The sequence below is a fragment of the Oscillospiraceae bacterium genome (assembly GCA_022483045.1).
Classification (GTDB): domain Bacteria; phylum Bacillota; class Clostridia; order Oscillospirales; family Acutalibacteraceae; genus Caproicibacterium.
In genome coordinates this window covers 756,313-775,574 of sequence record JAKVOA010000001.1, presented here as the reverse complement: position 1 = coordinate 775,574, position 19,262 = coordinate 756,313, and the positions used below count along the sequence as shown (strand labels likewise).

Annotated in this window: 20 protein-coding genes; 8 read left to right on the top strand and 12 right to left on the bottom strand. The window is 51.6% G+C overall.

The genetic code is table 11. The annotated features are described in order from the left end of the window. Positions 1 to 18: 18 nt before the first annotated feature. The 9 genes from recN to LKE53_03700 are packed head-to-tail and all read right to left on the bottom strand — an operon-like array spanning position 19 to position 10,205. On the bottom strand, positions 19 to 1,695 hold the full coding sequence (gene recN, locus LKE53_03740) for a DNA repair protein RecN (GenBank protein ID MCH3971872.1): 1,677 nt from the start codon (positions 1,693 to 1,695) through the stop codon (positions 19 to 21). A gap of 6 nt (positions 1,696 to 1,701) precedes the next feature. After that, positions 1,702 to 2,151, bottom strand: a complete 450-nt coding sequence (locus LKE53_03735; protein MCH3971871.1) for an arginine repressor — start codon at positions 2,149 to 2,151, stop codon at positions 1,702 to 1,704. A 2-nt stretch (positions 2,152 to 2,153) separates the two neighbouring features. Continuing rightward, complete coding sequence (locus LKE53_03730) at positions 2,154 to 3,008, bottom strand: NAD(+)/NADH kinase (GenBank protein MCH3971870.1); 855 nt, start codon at positions 3,006 to 3,008, stop codon at positions 2,154 to 2,156. Then, positions 3,005 to 3,820: a TlyA family RNA methyltransferase gene (locus LKE53_03725; protein ID MCH3971869.1), complete on the bottom strand. Its 816-nt coding sequence runs from the start codon at positions 3,818 to 3,820 to the stop codon at positions 3,005 to 3,007. Before LKE53_03725 ends, LKE53_03730 begins: the two co-directional genes overlap by 4 nt. Then, a complete protein-coding gene (gene dxs / locus LKE53_03720) occupies positions 3,817 to 5,676 on the bottom strand; it encodes a 1-deoxy-D-xylulose-5-phosphate synthase (protein ID MCH3971868.1) in 1,860 nt (619 codons plus the stop codon). Before dxs ends, LKE53_03725 begins: the two co-directional genes overlap by 4 nt. Before the next feature lie 28 nt (positions 5,677 to 5,704). Next, entirely contained in the window at positions 5,705 to 6,556 is an 852-nt protein-coding gene (folD, locus tag LKE53_03715; protein MCH3971867.1) for a bifunctional methylenetetrahydrofolate dehydrogenase/methenyltetrahydrofolate cyclohydrolase FolD, read from the bottom strand. Positions 6,557 to 6,586: 30 nt separating this feature from the next. After that, positions 6,587 to 7,582 (bottom strand): prolipoprotein diacylglyceryl transferase, encoded by a 996-nt coding sequence (gene lgt / locus LKE53_03710; protein MCH3971866.1) that lies wholly within the window; start codon positions 7,580 to 7,582, stop codon positions 6,587 to 6,589. A 59-nt stretch (positions 7,583 to 7,641) separates the two neighbouring features. Beyond that, entirely contained in the window at positions 7,642 to 8,919 is a 1,278-nt protein-coding gene (locus tag LKE53_03705; protein MCH3971865.1) for an insulinase family protein, read from the bottom strand. Then, entirely contained in the window at positions 8,916 to 10,205 is a 1,290-nt protein-coding gene (locus LKE53_03700) for an insulinase family protein (protein ID MCH3971864.1), read from the bottom strand. Before LKE53_03700 ends, LKE53_03705 begins: the two co-directional genes overlap by 4 nt. Positions 10,206 to 10,467: 262 nt before the next feature. Between LKE53_03700 and LKE53_03695 the strand changes: the two genes are divergently transcribed. After that, entirely contained in the window at positions 10,468 to 11,385 is a 918-nt protein-coding gene (locus LKE53_03695; GenBank protein MCH3971863.1) for a DMT family transporter, read from the top strand. An 89-nt stretch (positions 11,386 to 11,474) separates the two neighbouring features. On the opposite strand, the gene cdd is transcribed toward LKE53_03695, so the two are convergent. Beyond that, positions 11,475 to 11,888, bottom strand: a complete 414-nt coding sequence (gene cdd / locus LKE53_03690; protein ID MCH3971862.1) for a cytidine deaminase — start codon at positions 11,886 to 11,888, stop codon at positions 11,475 to 11,477. Positions 11,889 to 12,198: 310 nt separating this feature from the next. Between cdd and LKE53_03685 the strand changes: the two genes are divergently transcribed. After that, complete coding sequence (locus tag LKE53_03685; GenBank protein MCH3971861.1) at positions 12,199 to 12,600, top strand: Hsp20/alpha crystallin family protein; 402 nt, start codon at positions 12,199 to 12,201, stop codon at positions 12,598 to 12,600. A 133-nt stretch (positions 12,601 to 12,733) separates the two neighbouring features. Here the strand turns inward: LKE53_03685 and trmB are convergent, their stop codons facing one another. Together trmB and LKE53_03675 are read right to left on the bottom strand one after the other, a co-directional pair. Beyond that, positions 12,734 to 13,420, bottom strand: coding sequence for a tRNA (guanosine(46)-N7)-methyltransferase TrmB (gene trmB / locus LKE53_03680; protein MCH3971860.1), 687 nt, complete (start codon positions 13,418 to 13,420; stop codon positions 12,734 to 12,736). Continuing rightward, the gene (locus tag LKE53_03675; GenBank protein MCH3971859.1) at positions 13,417 to 13,914 is read right to left on the bottom strand and encodes a YbaK/EbsC family protein; all 498 of its coding nucleotides are present in this window, start codon (positions 13,912 to 13,914) and stop codon (positions 13,417 to 13,419) included. The genes trmB and LKE53_03675 overlap by 4 nt, the downstream gene beginning before the upstream one ends. A 342-nt stretch (positions 13,915 to 14,256) precedes the next feature. Between LKE53_03675 and LKE53_03670 the strand changes: the two genes are divergently transcribed. The 6 genes from LKE53_03670 to LKE53_03645 all read left to right on the top strand — a co-directional run bounded on the left by LKE53_03670 (position 14,257) and on the right by LKE53_03645 (position 19,260). Then, the gene (locus LKE53_03670; GenBank protein MCH3971858.1) at positions 14,257 to 15,321 is read left to right on the top strand and encodes an FAD:protein FMN transferase; all 1,065 of its coding nucleotides are present in this window, start codon (positions 14,257 to 14,259) and stop codon (positions 15,319 to 15,321) included. Between the two features lie 5 nt (positions 15,322 to 15,326). Next, complete coding sequence (locus LKE53_03665; GenBank protein MCH3971857.1) at positions 15,327 to 15,707, top strand: NusG domain II-containing protein; 381 nt, start codon at positions 15,327 to 15,329, stop codon at positions 15,705 to 15,707. Between the two features lie 5 nt (positions 15,708 to 15,712). Further along, positions 15,713 to 16,234, top strand: a complete 522-nt coding sequence (locus LKE53_03660) for a Gx transporter family protein (protein ID MCH3971856.1) — start codon at positions 15,713 to 15,715, stop codon at positions 16,232 to 16,234. Positions 16,235 to 16,400: 166 nt separating this feature from the next. Continuing rightward, positions 16,401 to 17,741, top strand: coding sequence for an electron transport complex subunit RsxC (gene rsxC / locus LKE53_03655; GenBank protein ID MCH3971855.1), 1,341 nt, complete (start codon positions 16,401 to 16,403; stop codon positions 17,739 to 17,741). After that, on the top strand, positions 17,741 to 18,694 hold the full coding sequence (locus LKE53_03650) for an RnfABCDGE type electron transport complex subunit D (GenBank protein ID MCH3971854.1): 954 nt from the start codon (positions 17,741 to 17,743) through the stop codon (positions 18,692 to 18,694). Before rsxC ends, LKE53_03650 begins: the two co-directional genes overlap by 1 nt. Further along, a complete protein-coding gene (locus LKE53_03645) occupies positions 18,691 to 19,260 on the top strand; it encodes an RnfABCDGE type electron transport complex subunit G (GenBank protein MCH3971853.1) in 570 nt (189 codons plus the stop codon). The genes LKE53_03650 and LKE53_03645 overlap by 4 nt, the downstream gene beginning before the upstream one ends. Positions 19,261 to 19,262 lie beyond the last annotated feature (2 nt).

Below are 19,262 nucleotides of genomic sequence, written 5' to 3'. Positions count from 1 at the left end.
TGCTTTTGGCGGTTCCTGTCAAGCTTTCTCCGCCGCAAGACGCAGCATTTCCTCCGCATTCTGCAAAGTCAGTGGGGTAATCTGCGTACCGCCGATCATTCGGGCCAGTTCCTGGCAACGGCCCTCGTGGTTAAGCAGCGCAACCTGCGTATAAGTGCGCCCATTTTCTGTATGTTTTTCAATCTGGTACTGCCGGTCCCCCAGCGCAGCGATTTGTGCCAAATGGGTCACACACAGCACCTGCCGGCCGCGCGCGGTCTGGCGCAGTTTCTGCCCGATTTTCTGTGCGGCACTGCCGGAAACGCCGGTGTCCACTTCGTCAAAAATGAGCGTGCCCACGCTGTCTTTTCCGGAAAGGACAGACTGTATTGCCAACAAAATACGCGAAAGTTCACCGCCCGACGCAATCTTTGCAAGCGGGCGGGCAGGTTCCCCGGGATTGGCGGAAATCAGGAACTGCACCTCATCACAGCCGCGCGGCCCCGGCTCACAGGGGTTCTGCTCGACCTCAAAAACGACCCCTGGCATATCCAGATAAGTAAGTTCCGCGCGCACCTGGCGCGAAAAAGCAGCGGCTGCTCTGCGCCGGTCAGCCGAAAGCTTGCTGCCCAGTGTGCGCACTTCCTTTTCAGCGGCAGCTGTCTCTTTCTGCAGCTGCTCCAGCCGCTCGCCGCTGTGCTGAATTGTCGAAAGCTCTGTCTGGCAGTTCTGCAAAAACTGCAGCATTTCCGTTTCGGTTTTTCCATACTTTAAGGATAGATGATAATACACGTCCAGCCGAGCTTCGATATCTTCCAGTTCCTGCGGATCAAAAGACGACTCTTCGCTCTGGCCGCGGATTTCCTCCATGCAGTCCTGCAAATCATAGCCGAGGCTTTCCACCCTGCCGGCAAGGTCTGACAACTCTGGCACAATTTCCGCAGCAGCGGAAAGCTGCTGTGCCGCCTCCTGCACTGCATCGCAGGCGCCAGGCGTTTCTTCTGTACCGCCGAGGGAGGCATCTGCTTTCTGCAGGGCTTCTGTAATCTTTCCGCTGCTGCGAATGCGCAGCCGCCTGTTCTGCAGCTCCTGTACTTCGCCGGGGCGGATCTTTGCCTCTTCCAATTCCTGTGCCTGATAAGAAAGCAAATCCACCCGCCGCGCTTTTTCCGCTTCATCCATATCCAGGGAAGAAAACTCTTTTTGCAGGGCTTTCCAGTGCTGATAAGCTTTGCGGTATGCTTGCAAAAGGGTGCGCGGCACGCCGGTCTGGTCGAGATACAGCAAATGGTTTTCCGGCGAAAGCAGGCCATAGCTCTCGTGCTGGCCGTGGATATTGATGAGCAGCGCAGCCAGTTTTTTCAGCGCGGCAACCGGCGCCGGGCGGGCACCGACACGACAGACTGTGTGGCCGTCTTCTTTAATTTGGCGCTGCAAAAGTAGAGTACCATCTTCCTCCGGGGAAAAGCCCAAAGTATCGAGCATCTGCAGTACCTGCGGCGAAAGACCGGAAAAACTGGCGCTGACAAACGCATCTTTTGCACCCGCGCGTACCAATTCTTTAGAAGTGCGCTGCCCGAGCACCGCATGAATAGCGTCAATAATCATTGATTTACCGGCACCGGTCTCGCCGGTCAGAACATTGAAGCCCGGACCGAAATCAATCGTTGCCTTTTCAATAACGGCAATATTTTCAATATATAACTCTTCCAGCATTAGAAATCACCCCATCATTCTGGTGAGCTCCGCTGCAAACTGCTGAGCAGAATGTTCGCTGCGCACAGCGACAAAAATCGTGTCATCCCCGGCGAGCGTACCAACCACGGCTTCCCAATGCATGGTATCCATTGCCGCACAAATTGCCTGCGCCATACCGGAAACGGTCTTGATAACGACCAGATTTCCCGCACAGGTAATAGACTCTGTTGAGTCACGCAGCAGCGAATAAAACTTAGAGGAAATATCTTTATTTTCCTCTTTTCCTGTGGAGTATTTATACTGGCCCTCGGATGAAAGCGTTTTAATCAGCCGCAGTTCTTTGATATCGCGGGAAACAGTTGCCTGGGTCACTTCAAAGCCGGCGTCACGCAGGCGGCGCAAAAGTTCCTCCTGTGTATCAATATCGTACTGGCTGATGAGTTCCAAAATTTTTGCATGTCGGCGTGCTTTCATGGTTAGGTCCTCCTCTCTATCAGTTTTTTATTTACGACTTCATAAAAATGATTTTTCTTTAATTTAATCAACTGTGCTGTATACGGCGAACGGCTGACCGTAATGGTCTGCCCGGCGTTTAGGGCAATGGCGTCGTCGCCGTCTACAGTAAGGTAGTTTTTGTCATTTTCATCGGAAAAAGCCTTTACGGTCAGGCAGGCGTCCTGCCCAAAGACAACAGGGCGGCTGGCAAGCGACAGCGAACAAACCGGCGTCAGCAAAAAGCCGCTGACGGCTGGGTCCAGCACCGGGCCGCCGGCCGAAAGCGAATAGGCCGTACTGCCGGTAGGGGTAGCAAAAATCAGGCCATCTGCCCGGTAATGCGCCATTTCACTGTTGTTAAAGCCAACCTCGAAATCGATGATTTTTGAGCGCGTGCCGCGGGCAATCACCACGTCGTTCAGTGCTTCAATGCAGCGGTTGCAGCCCTCGGTCTCAAACTGCGCACGCAGCATCAAGCGGTTTTCAATGGTGTAATTGCCGCTGACCAAATTTTTGAGCAGGCTTAACTCATTTGGTTCAAGCCCAGCGACAAAGCCAATCCTTCCTGTGTTGATGCCGAGAATCGGCTTGCCTGCTATCGCCGTATGACGTGCCTCATGGATAATGGTACCGTCGCCGCCGACAGCAATGGCTGCATTGCAGTAAAACAGCAGCGCCTTAAAATCGGCAATCCAGCGGTCGGCGTCATAGGCCTGCTGCCGGTCAGAAGCACGCATGTAGACCTTTGCGCCAAGGGAATGCAGGCGGCTGATGATTTCGCGGGTACAGCGCGGCGCATTCGTTTTTTCAAGGTTCGGCAGCAGAGCTATAATCATTTCTTTCCACCACCGTTCAGTACTTTATGGGATTCCTCCACCAAAGCGGAAATATCGAGCGAAATCGACTGCGGCGCATTCGATTTTTGCAGATAGAGTAGGTACTCAATATTTCCCTCAGGACCGCGCACAGGCGAATAGGTAAGCCCCAAAATAGAAAACCCGTTTTGCAAAACGAATGTTGTGATCTCTTCAATAACCTCCCGATGCACTGTAGGGTCACGCACCACACCTTTTTTGCCCACCTTGCCGCGGCCAGCCTCAAACTGCGGTTTAATTAAGCAGACAGCCTGCCCGCCATCCTTTAAAAAACCACGGGCAACCGGCAGCACAAGCTTCAGCGAAATAAAAGCGACATCAACACTGAAAAAGTCCGCTTCCTCAGGCACCTGCTCGTGCGTTAGGTAGCGCACATTGGTGCGCTCCAAATTTACTACATGCGGGTCCGTGCGCAGCTTCCACGCAAGCTGACCATATCCCACATCAATGGCATACACTTTTTTGGCGCCGTTTTGCAGCATACAGTCCGTAAAGCCGCCGGTAGAGGCGCCTATATCCATAGTTACCTTGTCTTTTAGGACGATTGGAAAAGAAGCCATTGCTTTTTCCAGTTTCAGACCGCCGCGGCTGACATAGCGCAGACCTCCGCGCACATCCAGCTTCGCCGCAGCCGGCACCATCATACCGGGCTTATCGTACCGCTGGTTGTTAATGAATACATCGCCGGACATAATGACCGCTTTCGCTTTTTCGCGGCTTTCTGAAAAGCCCTGCTGGACCATTAAACAATCCAATCTAACTTTATCGCTCAATTTTTCCACTCCGTTATGATTGTTTTTGCAATTCCATCTGCATTCAGTCCCAGTGAAGTCAAGCACTGCATGGCTGTTGCATGCGGAACAAAGTTCCGAATTCCCTGAAGACAGCTGCAACCACAGAAATGCTGCTGATACAGCAAAAACAGGAAATGCTCACCAATGCCTCCCTGCTGTATGCCTTCCTCAAAGAAAAAGACCTGCTTTTTGGCGGCGGCTTTTTCTACAGCACCAGCCGGAACCGGCTTTATCTGATTTAATTTGATAATTTCAAACGGCATTCCCTTTTCTTCAAGCATTGTCTGTGCTTTACAGACCTGGGCAAACAGGCGGCCGTACGTGACAACCGCACAAGGTGCATCTGCCGGGCCGTAGCAGTCGTAGCCGCTATTGGTATGGCGGAAATTGGCAGGGCGGAAAGGCTCCCCTCCGCGCGGATAGCGCACAGCTACTGCGCCCGGGACTTCATAGAGCGCGCGGTGCAGGTCTGTAATCAATTCATCATAATAGCAGGGAGAAAAAATAGTGATACTGGGAATGGTGTTTAAAAAGGCGGCATCAAAAATGCCCTGATGGGTTTCACCGTCTTCACCGACAATTCCGGCACGGTCTACGCCGAAAACGACTTTGACCCTTTGAATAGCAACATCATGGATAATCTGATCATAGCCGCGCTGCAGAAAGGTGGAGTACACCGCAAAGACTGGAAGCATGCCCTGACTGGCAAGCCCACCCGCAAAAGTAACGGAATGCTCCTCTGCAATGCCCGTGTCAAAAAAGCGCTTGGGAAAGCGACGGCTGAATTCCTCCAGCCCAGTGCCGGTTTTCATAGACGCCGTAATGGCGCAAATGCGTCTGTCATCTGCTGCAAGGCTGCACAGCGTGCTGCCAAAAACACTGCTATAGTTTTCCCCGCCTTTTGACTCAGATTTACCGGTTAAGATATTGAAACTGGAAACGCCGTGGTAGGCGCCGGGGTTTTCCTCAGCATACGAGTAACCCTTCCCCTTTTCTGTAACGACATGTAGCAGAATCGGATGGTCAATATTTTTGGCGTTTTCCAAGACTTCAATCAGCTGCGACAGATTGTGCCCATCAAAAGGGCCGTAATAATTAAAGCCCATGTCCTCAAAGAACGTGCTGTTGTACATCACCGATCGCAGCATGGTCTTTGCAGCTGTCATACCGGCACAAATAGGCTTGCCCACCACCGGAATGTGCTGCAGCGTATCCTGTACGCTTGACTTGATTTTTAGGTAAGATGGCTTGGTACGGATTTTTGCAAGGTAGCGCGCCATAGCACCCACGCTGCGGGAAATGGACATTTTATTGTCATTTAAAATAATAATTAAATTTTTGCCAAAACGGCCGGCATTGTTGAGCCCCTCGTACGCCATACCGCCTGTTAAGGCGCCGTCACCGATAACTGCCACCACATGGCCCGGCTTGCCAGAAAGCAGCTTTGCCTCTGCAATGCCCAGAGCCGCCGAAATAGAGGTGCTGCTGTGCCCGGCCGTAAAAGCGTCCCACGGACTTTCCTGACGATTTGGAAAACCGGAAAGGCCGCCTTTTTTGCGGATTGTAGGGAACTGTTCCCGACGGCCGGTCAAAATTTTATGCGTATAGGACTGATGCCCAACATCCCAGACAATGGCGTCATCTACACTGCCAAAGACGCGGTGCAGCGCAACCGTTAACTCTACGCAGCCCAGATTAGAGGCTAAGTGCCCGCCGTTTTTAGAAACCGTACTGATAATATACGACCGTATCTCCCGGCAAAGCTGCTGCAGCTGCACCATGCTCAATTTCTTTAGGTCTGCCGGGGAATTTATCCGGTCCAGAAGTTTGGACATAGCTTTTTATCTCCTGTTATTCGGCAGCTCAAAGCCCGTGGTGCAGGCGTGCAGCTGTCAATGTATTTTGAAGCAGCATGGCAATCGTCATGGGGCCGACACCGCCCGGAACCGGCGTTATGTAAGAGCTTACCGGCTCTACTGCTGTGTAATCCACATCTCCACAGAGTTTCCCTTTTTCGTCGCGGTCCATGCCGACATCGATAACGACCGCGCCAGGCTTTACCATTTCCCGGGTAATGAATTTGGGCCTGCCGACAGCCGCTACCAGAATATCTGCTTCGCGGCAAACCGCGGGCAGATCCTGCGTTTTGCTGTGGCAGATGGTAACCGTACCATTCGCGTGAAGCAGAAGCATAGCCATGGGCTTACCGACAATATTGCTGCGGCCCACCACAACACAGCGCTTGCCTTTTACCGAAATCTGCTCGTGGCGCAGCATTTCCATAATACCGGCCGGCGTACAGGGCAGAAATTTGTAGTCACCAATCATAATATGACCGACATTTGCCGGGTGAAATGCGTCGACATCTTTCGTAGGGTCAATCGCGTTGATGACCGCATCTTCATCAAGGCCGGCCGGCAGCGGCAGCTGCACCAAAATGCCATCAATTTCCGGGCTGGCATTTAATTTTTTAACCAGTTCCATCAGCTGCCGCTGCGTCGTATCGGCAGGCAGCATATAAACTTCGCTGTGCATACCAACTTCAGCGCAGGCTTTTTTCTTGTTGCGCACATAAGTATGGGAAGCGGGGTCGTCGCCGACCAGCACAACCGCAAGTCCGGGGACAATGCCGGCGGACTGCATGCTGCAAACTTCCTTCTTTACGTGGGCACGTACTTCTGCCGAAATTGCTTTACCATCTATTCGTTTCCCCATGGTTTCCTCCTGTTTCTGCTAAAAAACTGTTTATTCTTTTTTTGTTTTGTCTTTGTTGTCCTCTACGGCAGGTTCTGCCTCTTTGGGGGCAGGTGTATTCTCCAGCTCTGCCGCATCTTTTTCGGGCTGGGCACCGCTTGTCAGCTGTGCCTGCCTGTCGTCTGTAATCAGCTCTTCAGGCACCTCATCGACAATGGAGTTGAGTGTCATAATACGGGGGCTGCCCGCTCCACTTAAAACCGTACGGCGGCGCAGGACAATGAGCATGACAATGCTGAAAATCACCAGCACGCCGGCAAGCACCTGAGAAACCCGCAGCGCAAGCCCCGGCAGCAGCAGGCTGTCGGTACGCAGACCCTCGACAAAGAAGCGCTCAATACCGTACCACAAAAGGTAGAGCAGAAAGACCTGTCCGTCATAGTGGCGCAGTCTGCGGCTGAAGAAGTGCAGCAGAATGAAGCCCAGCAGGCACCATGCAGATTCATAAAAGAAGCATGGGTGCACCGGCACAAAGCCGGTATTTTCGCTGGCCATGCCCCAGGGCAGGCTGGTCTGTACGCCGAAAGCTTCTTGATTGATAAAGTTGCCCCAGCGGCCAATGCTTTGGCCAATTAAAAAGCCCAGGGAGGCGATATCCAGCACAGACGAAATCTTTTGTTTGCAGATTTTTGCTGTAATACCGCCGCCCAGCAGGCCGCCGATAACGCCGCCGTAAATTGCCAAGCCGCCGTCATGAATGCTGAAAATCTCTGAAGGATTTTTTATATACAAATCCCCGGGGTAAAAGATGACATAGTAAGCACGCGCGCCCACAATGCCGCAGATAATCCCCACCAAAATGCAATTCATCAGCTTGTCAGGGTCCAGACCAAACTTGCCTGCGCTCTTCATGGCATAGATGACCGCCAGCAAAAAGCCTGCGGCGATTAAAATTCCGTACCAATAGACATGGAAAGAACCGATGCTGAAAGCAATTCGGTTTATTTCAAAATGGATTCCCAAACCGGGAAATGAAACATGATACATTTGCTTTTCCACTCTCTCTTCGGGCCGCTGTGCCGGTTGTCGGCTGCAGCGGCGGTTTTTCAGGGTTCAACAATGGAAAGGACGGCGTTTTGCGGCAGCATTTGCTTTTGCAGGCGCTGCTCTGCCTCTGCCTCTGTAACGGAAGCGATTGCTTCCACGTCCTCTGCAAGAGAACGGCCGGCAAAGTACGCGCCGATGATGCCGTTTGCAAGATTCTCTACACTGTTAAAGCCGGAAACGGTGCGGCCGTACACGGATTTTTTCGCGTTTTCAAACTGCTCGCTGCTCAGTCCATTCTTTCGCACGGACGCAATTTCCTTTTGAATCTCTGCGGCGACCGCATCCGCATCTTTGGATTCACCGCTGAAAAGCACATTGGCATAGCCGGGGCCTTCAAAGTATTCGCTGTCAAAGCTGGATTCATTGATAAGGCCTGCATCCAACAGACGGCGGAACAGCGCGGAAGCGTCTCCACTTATCGCCTGCAGAAGGATTTCCGTCTGGGCTGCTTCACGTGTAGTTGCGCGCACAGCGGCATCTTCTTTAAAGCCATAATAGAAAACCGGCGTGGCAACGCTGCCTTTTGCACAGACGCGCGGCTTTACAATAGACTGCGGCTCTGGGTCAAAATAGCGCTGCACCTGCACTTTTTCACAGGGACGCAGCATTTTATCACACACAGCCAGCACTTTGTCCGGCTCGACATTGCCGACAACGCACAGGGCCATATTGTTCAAATTATAAAAAGTATGGTGGCACTCGTATAGCAGCTCCGGCGTAATTTTAGCGATACTGTCGGTACTGCCGGCAATATCCAGTTTCACCGGATGGGTGTGATACATGCCTCCAAGCATGTTGAAAAGGACCTGCCAACTGGGGTCATCGTCATACATGCGGATTTCCTGCCCGATAATGCCCTGCTCTTTCTGTACAGTCTGCTTTGTAAAATACGGTTTCTGCACAAAGTCAAGCAAGATCTGCAGGGAATCATACACATGGCCGCTGCAGGAAAACAGATAGCAGGTCTTGTCAAAGGTCGTGTAGGCGTTGGCATTGGCGCCGGTCTTTGCATAGCGCGCAAAGGTATCTACACCATCTTCATTTTCAAACATTTTGTGTTCGAGAAAATGTGCAATGCCGTTTGGCACGCGGGTTACTTCCTGCTCATCGGCGCGGCGGAAAGCATTATCAATCGAGCCGTAATTTGTACCAAAGACGGCATAGGCAGAGTGACTCTGCGGCTTAGGATATATGAATATTTTCAGACCAGAAGAATGGCGTGTTTCAAAGTAAGACTCGCCCACCCGGTCAATCTTTCTTTCCTGTAAAGAACTCACTGCTTTTTATCCTCCTGTCCTTTCAGGCAGTAGACGGTATCCAGACACACGCCCTCTGCAGCCTGCACGACTTCTTCACGGCTGACGGCACCAATCAGCGCCGCATATTCTTCCGGTGAATAGACCTTCGGCGCAAAGGTCTGTGTAAGGTACCAGCCCTCCAGCGCAGATAGAGAATCCTCCACAGTGTGATAACTGTCGACCAAAGCAAGCTTTGCGGCCTCAAAGTCTTCGTCGGTAAAGTCACCCTGCTGCACAGCTTTCAGCTGCTCAAGCACGGCTGCCTCTGCTTTCTGCATATTGTCAAACTCCACGCCGCTCTGTACAAACATCAGCCCATTGGTCGCGTTGTAGGCAGCACTGCAGTAATAGCAAAGGCTCATCTGTTCCCGCACAATCAGGAAAAGCCGGCTGCTCGGTGTACCGCCGAAAACAGCACTCATCAAGCGCATTGCCGGAACCATTTCCGGCTTCTGAAACTGTGCAATCCCCGTGCGCATGCCAAGAACCATTTTCCCCTGTGCAACCGCCTGATGGTCGGCCGCACGCAGCACTTTGCTGCGGCAGGGCGCTGATTTCGGCAGTGGCAGCGATTCATAGTGGCGCTCTATGGCTCCAAAGGCTTTTTCAAACGCTTTGGCAACAGGCGCCGCATCGATATCGCCCAGTACTGCAATTTCCACCCGTGCTGTCGCAAGCATATCTTTCCACGCCTGCGTCACCTTTTCACGGGTCAAAGCCTGCACCTCATCACGGGTACCGTAACGATCTATACCGAAAGCTTCACCTGCACACATTGTTTCCATGCAGCGCTTCAGCGCAAAAAGGCGCTTATCGCTGTACTCAGCATCAATCTGCTCCAGTGTCTGCCGCTGCTCCTGGCGGAAGTCTTCCTCCCGGAACAGACCGTTTTCCAATACCGGAGAAAACAGCGCGCCACACAAAACACGAGTCAGCTCCCCGGCGGTATCTTCCCCCTGCAGCGTATAGCGGCTGGCAATGCCGCCTGCCAAAACGGTGAGGACCTGTGTATTGCCGACTTTGCCGACATCTGCACTTAAAGATGCGCCGTAAAGCGATGCCATCTTTTTACTCATCGCTGTGTAATCCGGATATTCACTGGAGCAGCGGCTCAGCATATACGGCAGCAGCGCATTGGCTGCAGCTGTTTTTTGTTTGAGCGGCATAAAAAAATTGACGGAAATACGGAAAGTCTTGAATTTAGTATCACAGACGCTTCTGAAATGGATGCCGTCGCGCAGAGTATTCTGCTCAATTTGGTTCATAAAAGCGAGTCATCTCCTATTAAAATTCTAAGCTCTGAAATGAAATTCAATTTTATAATCTTACATATTATAACACACAAGCCTGTTTCTGAAAACAGGAAAGTCCCGAATATTCTGCAGATCTGTATATTATTTCATTTTTCCGTTCTGTCATTGCGCGGCAGGTATACCCTGTGCTATACTGTTTTTGTTTGCATTTTCCACCCCGCGGTTTGGCAATTTTCTGTATCGGCTGCGGCGTATTTTGAGGGGGATCTACATTTTGAAAGAAGTACGGCGCACCCGCCTGAGTGAACTGGGACTGGTATTGGCAGCATTTTTATGGGGCATGGCTTTTGCGGTGGTAAAGGACACCAACCGCTTCATCGCGCCCTCGTGGCAAATCGGCATTCGCTTTGGCGGCGCTGCGTTGCTGATGCTTCTGCTGTTTCGCAAAAGGCTGAAAAGCGTAAGCCGTAGGACACTGCTGGGCGGAGCACTACTCGGCTCAATTCTGTTTCTGGCTTATCTGACGCAGAGCATTGGCGTAAAGTATACGACCGCTGGAAAAAATGCTTTTCTGACAGCGGTTTATGTGGTTATCGTTCCCTTTCTATATGGTGCCATTCGCCGTATAAAGCCAGAAGCTTCAAACATTGCCGCCGCTTTTTTGTGTCTTGCAGGCATTGGTCTGCTGTCGCTTGACAGCAGCCGCTTCGGCCTTGGCCTTGGTGAGGAGCTGACCCTTGTCTGTGGGCTGCTGTATGCCATTCATATCACCTTCACCGGCCTATTTATGGAAGACTGTGACCCGATGGCAATTAACACGATTCAGTTTGCTGTATGCAGCATACTCGGATTTTTGCTGGCCTGCTTTACAGAACCGCTGCCAGTCTTTAACCGTCAATCCTCCATCGGCATAATTTATCTGATGGTTTTTAGCACCTGCATTGGCATGGGCCTGCAGACCGCCTGCCAAAAGAACCTGGCGACAGGTAAGGCCTCGCTGCTGATGTCGCTGGAAAGCGTTTTCGGCTGTATCGGCGGCGTTCTGCTACTGGGGGAACGGCTGACAACACAGAATATTTTTGGCTTTGTCCTCATTTTTATCGCCGTTGTGCTGACCGAAGTGCCCTTGCATCCACAGAAAAAGCGTCATGTGCTTTCCCCTGCCGAACCCGGCACAGCTGAGCGGACCTGATTGATAAGAATCTAAAAAAATACAGAATTGAAAAGGCTGCAGCATCTCCAAAAAGATGCTGCAGCCTTTTTTGTGTTGGTTTTACTGTATCAGGCGTGCATACGGTCATTTGAAAACGCATGCGGCAGAAATTCTTTCAGCTGGCTGCAGTGTACACCGCCGTTGCCATCCGCCAAATATATAGGAAACTCCGGCTCACAAAACTCTGACATAAACTGCAGGCAGATGCCACACGGCGGGCACGGCTGTGACGGCTCTTTACCGCCGCGCGCGCCAACTACGGCAATTGCCTGAAAGCTGCGTGCACCGCTGCTGATTGCCGAAACAAAAGCAGAGCGCTCGGCGCAGATTGTTACCCCCAGCGAACTATTTTCGACATTTGCGCCAAGGAACACGCGCCCATCCTTTGTCAGCAGCGCTGCTCCCACGCGAAAATCCGAATACGGTGTATAGGCATTGCCCCGCACACGCTTTGCGGCCTGCAGCAGCTCGATTGGTTCCATAACTTTGCAACTCCTCCTTTTTCCATGCGGCCCACAGACCGTATGGCAGCAGAAAAAATCTGCACGTTTTCATTCGTTTTTCTTTAAATCAATTATAGTATAGGGAGAAATGAAGAGCAAGTATTTTAAATATTAGCACTCTATCATAATGACTGCTAATATTTACATTTTGTTCATATTTCATCCCATAAATCTTCACAGATGCTGCATATGATAGTATTTGTCAAAGGGAAACAGCCCCAAGACAAATAAAAATATTAAAAAGATGCGCCGGGCCGCAAGCCTCAGGCAGCAGCTACTGGAGGGTTTTATGATGTTTGATTTAGCACCTTTTGATTTATACAACCGCTTTGATGATGACTTTTTCCGCGGCAAGAAAAACAACGTTGCCCCCTGCCGCACCGATATCTGCGACACCGGCGATACTTACATTGCCCAGGCCGAATTGCCGGGCTTCAGCAAAGAGGAAATCAAGATCAGCGTTGAAAAAGACTGCCTGACCATTGATGCCGAACATAAAGAAGATGCCCAAAACCAGAGCGAACACTTTATCCGCCGGGAACGCCCGATGAACAATTTGAGCCGCTCGTTTGATATTTCCGAAATAGATGCCGGCAAAATCAGTGCAAAGCTTGAAAATGGCATTCTGACTCTGACAATGCCGAAAAAGCGCGCATCGCAACCAGCCAGCACACAGATCTCCATTGATTAAGCTTTCTCCTTTTTCGCGATGGCAGACAGCCCATCTGCCCACCGCATGATCCCCGTAAAGAAAGAGCCGGTACAGGCATTACAGCCTGTACCGGCTCTTTCCCTGCCAAGAAAAAACAGAGTACAAAGAGATTTTATAAATTTGCGGTTTTTTCCTGTGGAAGCATGCGTGCCCGCAGCGCCTTAATAGGAATACCGCGCTCTGTAAACATCTTTTCGTGTTCAGTCATCACATACATCTCGCTGCCAAAAGCGGATTTGTCCGCGTGCAGGTCCTGTGTCTGCTGCAAAACAGCAAAGCCAGACTCCTGCAGATACTGCAGAGTGGCCTGAAACAGCGGCTCATCATCGGTTTTAAACCAAAGCTCCGCGCCTGGCTCCAGCAGGGGGCGGTAAAGCGCCAGCTGCCGCGAATGCGTAAGGCGGCGCTTGTGATGGCGCGGCTTCGGCCACGGATTGCAAAAATTAATGTAAAGGCGCGAAATGCGGTCCTTGTCTCCCATCATGTCCGGCAGGCGGGAAATATCGTAGGCAGTCAGGGCGAGATTGTCGATTGGCTTTTCACCATAGGTTGCCTCAATCATCCGCTTGCCGGGCGCCAGGACCGCATCCTTCATGTCAATGCCAAGATAATTGATTTCTGGATGCTGCGGGCCAAGCCCCGCTAAAAACCAGCCTTTGCCGCAGCCGAGCTCTACGTGCAGCGGCTGCCGGCGCGTAAACCACCCCAGCCATTGATTTTTCATGCGCTGCGGACCGCGCAGAAAAAAGGGGCAGGCGTCCAGTTCCGGACCAGCCCACGGTTTTGCACGCATTCTCATGGCTGCGCCTCCGCCGGCTTTACGGCCGGCCGGCAGACATCGACCCACCCGGCCGCGCCGCTTGCCTCTTCCAGTTCTTCACAGGAAAGCCTGACGGCTGAGTTTGCAGTGCCCGCCGCAGGGTAAACCGTATCGAAGCGGCGCAGAGAAACATCTAAGTAAACGCGTGCATTTTCCGCACAGCAAAACGGGCAAACGCCGCCGATGCGGTAGCCTGTAAGTGGCTCTACCTCGGCAACAGAAAGCATTTTAGGCCGCTGTGAAAATGTTTTTTTGTACTTTGCATTATCAATTTTTGTGTCGCCGCTGGTGACGACAAGCACGCATCCCGCTTCTCTTCTCAGAGAAATAGTCTTTGCAATGCGTGCGGGCTCTGTCTGCAAAACATGTGCAGCCTGCTCAACAGTTGCGCTGCTCTCTGCGAACTCACAGACGCGGTCTGCCAAACCGTAGCTGGCAAGGTACTGCTTCACTTTTTTTAGGGCTGGGGCCATAGGGCTTTTGCTCCTTTCGGGCTGATAGCTGATAAGATATATATTCGTATACAATTATAAGAGTATTTAGTATATCACAATCTGCAGGGAAATGGAATGGCGGGTATTGCCTTCCCTGCTAAAAAAACACAGTTTCTGCCTTTTGCAGGCTACTGGACAATTTACAAAGTTGTGTTATAATATCGATGTATCTTTTTTATGTGGTCCAACCAAAATTTCATGTATATTTCATGCATTATGAAATTACTTTTTGTTTTGTTCTGCACAGCGGCAAAGAGGGCGCAGTTGTGTGCCCTTTTTTGTCGTCTGCCCGTCATTTTGAAAAAGGATAAGGTAAAATACATGCCAAATCTCACAAAACATAAAAAAATCACAATTGTTCTGTGCTGTGTGCTGGGTGCAGTGATTGTTATTCTGGCTGTCGTATGGGCACGCTTTGGCTACCGTGCGCAAAGCTACAGCAGCACTTCTTATGCCATGGGTACCTACATACAGCAAACGGTTTACGGCAAAGAGGCACAATCCGCCGCAAGCGCCGGCTCGCAGGCGGTCACTTCACTGGAAGACAAAATTTCATGGCGGGTGCAGGACAGCGATATTGCAAACCTGAACGATGCTTCCGGCACAGTGTGGAAAACGCTAGACAGCTACACAATTTCCCTGCTGCAGATGTCGCAGAAGCTTGCTCAGCAAACCGATGGTGCCTTTGACCCCACGGTGCTGCCGCTCACCTCTTTGTGGGATTTTGACGGCAAAAAACATGTACCAACCGCCGCGGAACTGAAAAATGCGCTTTCTCATGTCGGCTACCAAAATCTGCGCCTCAACACTTCTGATAATACTGCTTCTTTAAAAATGCACTATAATGGAGTGGATCTAGGTGCAGTGGGCAAAGGCGCCGCGTGTGACAAAGTACTGGAAGCCTACAGTAAAAAGAACATCACTGCCGCAGTGGTCGCTGTAGGCGGCAGCATTGGTCTGTATGGCAACAAGCCGGATAACTCCGGCTGGAGCGTCGCCGTGCGTGACCCAAAGACCAGCGACAGCGACACTGGCAGCGTGGGAACCATTGCGCTGCAGGGCGGTCAGTTTGTATCTACTTCTGGTACATATGAAAAAGAATTTACAGCGAATGGCAAGACGTACCACCACCTGCTCAACCCCAAAACCGGCATGCCGCAAAACAACGGGCTGGTTTCTGTAACAGTTGTCTGCAAAAACGGCGCTTTAAGTGACGCGCTTTCCACTGCATGCTATGTTTTGGGCAAAGACAAAGGCACCGCTCTGGCAAAATCCTACGGTGCTGAAACCATATACATCGATACAGCCGGAAATGTAACGGTTTCTTCCGGCTTGAAAGATTCTTTCCAGCTGACAAACACATCCAGTTACCGGCTGGCTAAATAACGCTTATGAGAAAACTTTTTCATAAAAAAGATCTGTTGATTATTCTGCCGGTGCTGCTGCTTGCGGCGGGCCTGCTGCTGTGGAACAGCTTTCACGCATCTGCACAAACAGTGACCGCCGTGGTAGAGGAAAACGGAAAGATTACCCATACCTATAATCTTTCTCAGCAGACAAAGACACAGACAGTCAATATCGGCGGCAGCTATCATATTCGGCTGCTGCTGGAACCGGGAAAAATTTCGTTTTCCCATTCTGACTGTCCCGATCAGGTATGCGTGCGCACGGGCAAGCTGACAAAACCCGGGCAGGCGGCTGTGTGCCTGCCTGCAAAAGTTAGTGTACGCCTGACCGGCGCAAAAAGTGAGGTGGACGGCACCACTGGCTGAATCTTATGCGTGATAAACTTCGTATTTCCACAACAACACGGCGGGTCGCCTTTATCGGCATGCTGGGGGCTTTGGCACTGGTGCTTTCTGCACTGGAGGCAATGATTCCCCCACTGCCCATGCTGCCGCCAGGGGCCAAGCTGGGCCTTTCCAACATTGTTACCATGTACGCCGCGGGTACGGTCGGGCTGCTGCCCGCGCTGTGCATCGCGTTATTAAAAGGTTTATTTACCGGCTGCATGCAGGGCGCGGTTGCTTTCTTTATGAGTACCGCCGGCGGCCTTGCAAGCACCTTTGTGATGTGGCTTCTGCTGCGCCCGCAGAAAAAGCCTTTTGGCATGCTCGGCCTGGGCGTAGCGGGCGCGCTGACACACAACATGGCACAGCTGGGCGTCGCTGTTTTACTGACAACACCGGCGGTTGGTTACTATGCACCGTGGCTTCTGATTTTTGGTATTGCAGCCGGGATTGTGACCGGCTTAGTGCTGCGCACAGTCTCCCCTCTTTTAGAGCGCTTTCGCCCATGAGGACAAACTTTTCGTTTCTTTTCCTGTTTTTTATCTTTTTTTCGAAAAACAGCGGGAAAAATCATTTACAAGTGTTTCAATTTGTGAGATTATTTAAATTGTGTATTCCTATCTGTTTTCAGATAGTGGATATAGATGCAAGTGATGTAGTATTGGAGGGAAAAGTATGGAATTGAGCTTTCCAAAAAAGCCATTCCGAACGCACGGCGGTGCCGCCGTTCCCCATCGGAAGCATACCGCGCAGATCGAATCTGTGGTTATGCCAGCCCCTGCAGAAGTTGCTATCCCCATGCAGATGCATGTGGGTGCGCCCTGCACTCCGCTGGTAAAGCCCGGCGACTTAGTGACGGTAGGCCAAAAAATTGGGGACAGCAAGGCCTTTGTCAGTGCGCCGATCCACGCAAGCGTTTCCGGTAAGGTAAAAGCTGTCAAAAAGATTCAGCTGAGCAGCGGCGGCTATGGTGACGCAGTCATCATAGAGTCCGACGGAAAAATGGAGCCCTGTCCGGACCTGAAAGCACCAGAAGTAACCGACCTGAAGAGCTTTCTGCAGGCCGTGCACGACTCTGGTCTGGTCGGTTTGGGCGGCGCCGGCTTCCCGACGCATGTCAAGCTGAATGTGCCGGAAGGAAAAACAGTGGATACGCTGATTATCAACGTAGCCGAGTGCGAACCTTACCTGACCGCCGACAACCGTGAAGCACTGGAAGATTCCGCAAATGTGCTGGATGGTGTCTTTACGGTAAAGAAAATGCTGAAGCTTTCCCGCGCGATTATCGCCGTGGAAAAGAACAAGCCGCAGGTGATTGAGAAGCTGAACGGTCTGCTGGCTGCCGACAGCCGAAACAGCGACCACAGTGTCGGTGTGCTGCCGCTGAAGGCAACCTACCCGCAGGGCGCTGAAAAAGTGCTGATCAAGGCCTGCACCGACCGTACAGTGCCCATGGGCAAGCTGCCGGCTGATGCCGGCTGCATTGTCATGAACGTCACCAGTGTTGCAACGCTTGCCGCTTACCTGAAAACCGGCATGCCGCTGGTGAAAAAGCGCTTGACCGTTGACGGCGGCGCTGTAAAGGACCCCAAAAACGTGATTGTGCCGATTGGCACCTACATCCGCGATATCATGAATTTTGTCGGCATGAAAACAGAGCCGGCAAAGCTTTTGATTGGCGGCCCTATGATGGGTATGGCTGCGCCTACTTTTGACGCCCCTGTACAGAAACAGAACAACGGCCTGCTCTTCTTAAGCGAAGAAGAGTCTCATATTCCGGAGCCCAGCGCATGTATCCGCTGCGGCCGGTGTGTACAGGGCTGCCCTATGCACCTGATGCCCACCAGACTGGAAGAATACGTCAAAGCACGCGACGTGGAAGCGCTGCAGAAATTTGACGTTATGGACTGTATGGAATGCGGCACCTGTGCTTATAATTGCCCCGCCGGGCGGCCGCTGGTACAGGCTATCCGCCTGGGCAAAGGGCTCGTAAAAGCAGGAGGTGCTAAAAAATAATGGAGAAACTGACTGTATCTTCTTCCCCGCACCTGCACACAAGAGAAAGCACGCAGCACATTATGCGCGACGTCATCATTGCACTGGTGCCGGCTATGATTGCCGCCGTAGTCATATTCGGTTGGCGCGCACTGTGCCTGATGGTGATTTCTGTTGTTACCTGTGTGCTGTGTGAATATATCTGCCGCAGAATTATGAAACGCGACAACACCATTGGCGATTTATCCGCCGTGGTAACCGGCATTCTGCTGGCAATGAACGTGCCTTCTACATTAAACCCGCTGATGCTGATGTTTGGCGACTTCATTGCAATCGTTGTCGTCAAGCAGGCATTCGGCGGCATTGGGCAAAACTTCGTTAACCCGGCACTGATGGCGCGTATCTTTGTGATGAATGCTTTCCCGGGCGCGATGGCCTCTTGGCCAAAGCCGATGACAGCAGATGCGGCAACTTCTGCAACCCCGCTGGGCATTCTTAAAGAAACCGGCCATTACAGTGCAAATTATCTGCAGCTCTTCTTAGGCTACCGCGGTGGCTGCCTGGGCGAGACCTGCGCACTGGCACTGATTATTGGTTTCGTTTATCTGCTGGCACGCAAAGTCATTGCCCCGACCATTCCGCTGGTATACATAGGCACCGCCTGCCTGCTCTCTCTGCTGATGGGCCGCGACGTGCTTATGGACCTGCTCTGCGGCGGCCTGCTGCTGGGCGCTATCTTTATGGCGACCGACTACACCACCAGCCCTATCACCTTTAAAGGCCAGATTATTTATGCCATTGGCTGTGGCTGCCTGACCATGCTGATTCGTCGGTTTGGCTCTCTGCCAGAAGGTGTTTCTTATTCTATTATTATTATGAACATCATTACCCCGCTGATTGAACGCGGTACGCATCCCCGTGCTTTCGGCAAACCGAAAGAGGAAAAGAAAAAGAAGGAGGCGGTACGGCAATGAGTGAGAAGAAAGAATCTAAAGGCATTGCAAAGCCGATTATCGTCCTGTTTCTTATCTGCCTAATTGTTACTTTGGCATTGGCCCTGACAAACCAAATAACAAAATCAAAGATTGTAGAAATCAATAAAGCAAACGAAACTGCCAGCCAGCAGCAGGTGCTGCCGGCAGCCAGCGCTTTTGCTACAAAGACCGCCAACGGAAAAACCTTTGTTGTCGGCACAAAAGACGGCAAAACAGTTGGTTATGTTTTCACAACCACTACCACCAGTTATGGCGGCGATATCAAGGTAATGACCGGTATCAGCTCTGACGGCAAAGTAACCGGTGTGAACCTGCTGAAAACCAGTGATACCCCTGGTCTGGGCCTGAACGCAAAGAAAGACAGCTTTCGTGCTCAGTACAAACAGAGTATCCCCAAGAGCGGTTCCTTTACAGTTGTTAAAAACGGCAAAGCCGGCGACGGACAGGTTGCCGCACTGACTGGTGCGACCATTACGAGTAAGGCTGTTACAACTGCTGTAAATGATGCTGTCTCCACCTATAACGCTGTGAAAGGAGGCGCCTGAGG